This is a genomic window from Streptomyces sp. NPDC059080, from assembly GCF_042739975.1.
GTDB classification, from domain to species: domain Bacteria; phylum Actinomycetota; class Actinomycetes; order Streptomycetales; family Streptomycetaceae; genus Streptomyces; species Streptomyces benahoarensis.
Genome location: NZ_JBHYGX010000024.1, coordinates 1 through 3,581, shown reverse-complemented (window position 1 = coordinate 3,581; position 3,581 = coordinate 1). Strand labels below are relative to the sequence as shown.

At 64.0% G+C, this 3,581-nt stretch carries 5 protein-coding genes and 1 pseudogene; all 6 read right to left on the bottom strand.

The window, feature by feature from the left end; genetic code table 11:
* Positions 1-151: 151 nt before the first annotated feature.
* The 6 genes and pseudogenes from ACFWWQ_RS19495 to ACFWWQ_RS19470 all read right to left on the bottom strand — a co-directional run bounded on the left by ACFWWQ_RS19495 (position 152) and on the right by ACFWWQ_RS19470 (position 3,253).
* Positions 152-931 carry an HAD-IIA family hydrolase gene (locus ACFWWQ_RS19495; RefSeq protein WP_384597716.1) on the bottom strand — a complete coding sequence of 260 codons (780 nt, stop codon included), beginning with the start codon at positions 929-931 and terminating at the stop codon, positions 152-154.
* 138 nt (positions 932-1,069) lie between these two features.
* Positions 1,070-1,306: a DALR anticodon-binding domain-containing protein gene (locus ACFWWQ_RS19490; RefSeq protein WP_384597860.1), complete on the bottom strand. Its 237-nt coding sequence runs from the start codon at positions 1,304-1,306 to the stop codon at positions 1,070-1,072.
* A 2-nt stretch (positions 1,307-1,308) separates the two neighbouring features.
* On the bottom strand, positions 1,309-1,887 hold the full coding sequence (gene argS / locus ACFWWQ_RS19485) for an arginine--tRNA ligase (RefSeq protein WP_384597714.1): 579 nt from the start codon (positions 1,885-1,887) through the stop codon (positions 1,309-1,311).
* Between the two features lie 72 nt (positions 1,888-1,959).
* Positions 1,960-2,171: pseudogene (locus ACFWWQ_RS19480) on the bottom strand (arginine--tRNA ligase); the annotation flags it as partial.
* A 113-nt stretch (positions 2,172-2,284) separates the two neighbouring features.
* The gene (locus tag ACFWWQ_RS19475; RefSeq protein WP_384597712.1) at positions 2,285-2,728 is read right to left on the bottom strand and encodes a hypothetical protein; all 444 of its coding nucleotides are present in this window, start codon (positions 2,726-2,728) and stop codon (positions 2,285-2,287) included.
* Positions 2,729-2,893: 165 nt separating this feature from the next.
* Positions 2,894-3,253 carry a hypothetical protein gene (locus tag ACFWWQ_RS19470; RefSeq protein WP_384597711.1) on the bottom strand — a complete coding sequence of 120 codons (360 nt, stop codon included), beginning with the start codon at positions 3,251-3,253 and terminating at the stop codon, positions 2,894-2,896.
* Positions 3,254-3,581: the final 328 nt, after the last annotated feature.

Genomic DNA, 3,581 nt, shown 5'->3' with positions numbered 1-3,581 from the left:
ACCCTCGCTCGCATCAAGAAACGGCGACCACCGAGCTCTACACTTGCAGTGTCGTCGGCCGCGTCAGCTGTGTATCAGAGACAGGCCCGAACGGCACCTGACCGGACCCTCAGGCGGTGGCGCCCGGCCGTGCCCGCCCGGCGCCGGGCCCTCAGATGTAGTCGACCAGGTCTGCGATGGAGTCCCGGATGTGAGTCGGCCGGTACGGGTGCCGACCGATGTCGTCCTTGGCTGTCAGCCCGGTGAGCACGAGGAATGTCTCCATCCCGGCTTCCAGCCCTGCAAGGATGTCCGTGTCCATCCGGTCGCCGATCATCGCGCTGCTCTCCGAGTGCGCGCCGATCGTGTTCAGACCCGTCCGCATCATCAAGGGATTCGGCTTTCCGACGAAGTACGGCTTCTTGCCGGTGGCCGCAGTGATGAGCGCCGCGACGGCCCCGGTGGCGGGAAGGGCGCCCTCCGCCGAAGGTCCTGTCTCGTCGGGGTTGGTAGCGATAAAGCGGGCGCCATTGTTGATCAGCCGCACCGCTTTGGTCATAGCCTCAAACGAATAAGTCCGAGTTTCACCCAAGATTACGAAATCGGGTTCGTGGTCGGTCAGGACATAGCCGACCTCGTGCAGGGCGGTCGTCAGGCCCGCCTCACCGATGACGTAGGCAGAGCCACCGGGGTGCTGATCATCGAGGAACTTCGCGGTGGCGAGGGCGGAAGTCCAGATGTTTTCCTCCGGCACTTCCAGGCCGATGCGATGAAGGCGGGCATGCAAGTCCCGCGCCGTGTAGATCGAATTGTTGGTGAGGACCAGGAAGGGGCGACCGGTTTCGCGCAGCTTCTTGATGAAGGCGTCTGCTCCAGGGACGGGGATGCCCTCGTGCATTAGGACGCCGTCCATGTCGGTGAGCCATGATTCGATGGGTTTGCGCTCTGCCATTTCGCCGATCTCCTGTACGTGAGAGCCAGCCTGCCGGGGAGCCGACGCAGCTTCGTGTCGACACCCCGGCATCGTCGGGCGTGATGCTCGTTGATTCGTTCATTCTGGACTGAGCACAAGCCCGACGGGCAGCGGCGTCTACATTCGCTCGGGTGCGGCGACGCCGAGGAGGCCCAGGCCGGTGGCCAGAGTGGTCTGCGTGAGCTGGCACAGCGCGAGGCGGTTCGCACGCAGTTCGGGAGACTGCGGCCTGAGGACAGGGCAGGCTTCGTAGAAGCTCGTGTACGCCTTGGCCAGCCGGTACAGGTACCCGGCCAGACGATGGGGTTCAAGCGTCGCGGAAACGGAGTCCAGTACCGTCCCGAACTCGTCCAGGATCAGGGCAGGGCACGCTCTTCGGCTGCCAGAGCGAGGTTCGGGTTGAACGCGACCTCGGTGTCTCCGGCCTTCCGGAGGATGGAGGAGACACGGGTGTGCGTGTACTGGAGGTATACGCCGGTGTCGCCCTGGAAGTTGACCATCTGCTCGACGTCGAAGTTGTAGTTCTTCGCGCGCGCCGTGGACAGCTCTGCGTACTTCACGGCCCCGATGGAGGCCAGGTGTGCCACCTTCGCCAGCCCGTCCGCGGCGAGGTCCGGGTCCTTCTCCGCGACGACCTGTTCGGCTTGGTGCAGGGCATCGTCCAGGAGGTCTGCGAGGCGGACCGTGCCGCCCGATCGGGTCTTGAACGGCTTGCCGCCCGGCCCGTTGATCGTCCCGTTCTGGACGTGGACGGCCTTGACGTCCTCCGTGAGCCAGCCCGCCGTTTTGGCCGTGCGGAAGACCATGTCGAAGTGCGCGGCCTGGCGCGAGTCCACGCAGTACAGAATCCGGGTCGCCTTGAGTTCCTGGGTTCGGTACCGGACGGCTGCGAGGTCAGTCGCGGCGTACCCGAACCCTCCGTCGCTCTTCTGCACGATGAGGGGAAGGAGAGGACCCGGACGAGGGCGTCACCGATCAGCGTCGAGCGGAGGTGCCCGACGTGCATCTCCTTGGCGACGTTGGGAGAGGAGTAGTCAACGAGGGCCCGCTGTCCTTCCTGCGTGGCCGGGACCCCGAGCCGAGCGTCGCCGAGACGACTGCTGAGCAGGTCGAGCATGTGGCTGTCCGCGAGCGTGATGTTGAGGAAGCCAGGCCCGGCGACCTCGACAGAGGAGACCCACGGAACTGCGGACAGCCGCTCCTGGAGGGCGGTAGCCACCTCGCGAGGGTTCTTCCCGAGGCGCTTCGCCAGCGGGAGCGCCACTCACGTCCGGGCTGACGTTCTCTACTCTGCGGCGGTGTGATTCCACTGCACGTGCGCCCTAAGAAAACCTACTCCCCGGTCGCGCACGCCATCTGACCCTCGCCATTGCGGCCGCAGACTTCGTCGCCAGAGCGGACTGGGAACCACTCGCTGCGGTAGGGCCCGGTGGTGTCTACCAGGTGCTCGCCCTTGATGGAGTCCCCGGGCGTGTTGTTGGTGATCCACGCCTCGCACTCCTTGGAGCCACCGGTCGTGTACCAGCGGATCTGCCCATGCGCCTTCTGGGCGTAGATCGCGCAGTTGGGGATCTGCACGAGCAGGGATCCATCGCTCTTCCGGGCGGGTAGGGCCTGCGGCTTGTCGCTGGCCCCGGGCTCCGTACCTGCCTTCTGGGCTTGCTCAGATGATGAGGCGGAATCCCCCGTCGGGGACGGGTCGTTCGCGGAGCATGCGGTGAGGAAGCAGGCCGCGGCCGTCAGAGCTATCCAGCCGTGCCGCTGTCGACGGCTCATTGCAAGCATCGCTGTCCTTGAGGCAGGTGTAAGGCTTTCGGGCGACGGGCCTGACGCCCGCTCACGTTCGGGGAGCAAATCCTAACGTGATTACCTTCTGAACTTTTCGGGGCGTCCGAGAACACCCTGGACGCCCCGAAAAGTCTAAGAAGTGTTTATTTTAGACTAGTTGATCCGACCGCATGCCATCTGGCCCTCGCCATTGCGGCCGCAGACCTGCATCTGGTGCCCCGGGCCGTCGTAGACCCATCCGCTGTAGTAGGACCCGGTGCCGTCTACGACGTGGCGAGCTTTGGTGGACTGGTCCTTCTGGTCGAAGATCCAGGCCTCGCAGCCCTTGGAGCCGCCCTTGGTGTACCAGCGCATGTGGTCGTGACTGCTCTGCACCTCAACCTGCTCGTAGATCTTGCAGCCGGGGATGTCCACCTTCCAGGTCCCCTGCGCGGCCTGTGCCGGCGTACCGAAGGCCAGAACTGCGGCGCTCGCGAAGCCTGCGATTGCGGCGTACCTGCGAATGTTCTTCACTCGTGCCCCCAAGTGGAGAAAAATGCATGAAACCCCTGAAGGTCGGTCTTCCTTCAGGTTGCGGAATGATCATAGTAGTTGTGCCATCACGCGTGATTCCAGGTATTCATGAGTGAAAATAAGCCAAATCGGAGTTAGGTCTGCCCCTTTGTGCCTACCTTCAAGTGGTTCTCGGCGGCGGCCAGATCTGCTTGCGACTCGGTAGCGCGTGATGCAAACAGGATCACGAGACACTAGTGTCTCGTGATTCCGTCAGCGTTACGTGATCTTGTGTGGCAGGGTCTCTTGGCGTGGAGCTCTCTGTGGAACAGGCCGCCGAGTTGCGGGA

Excerpts from the sequence above, each read along its gene's own strand:
- ACFWWQ_RS19475 (WP_384597712.1), bottom strand. The coding sequence starts at position 2,728 with ATGAGCCGTCGACAGCGGCACGGCTGGATAGCTCTGACGGCCGCGGCC.
- ACFWWQ_RS19495 (WP_384597716.1), bottom strand. The coding sequence starts at position 931 with ATGGCAGAGCGCAAACCCATCGAATCATGGCTCACCGACATGGACGGC.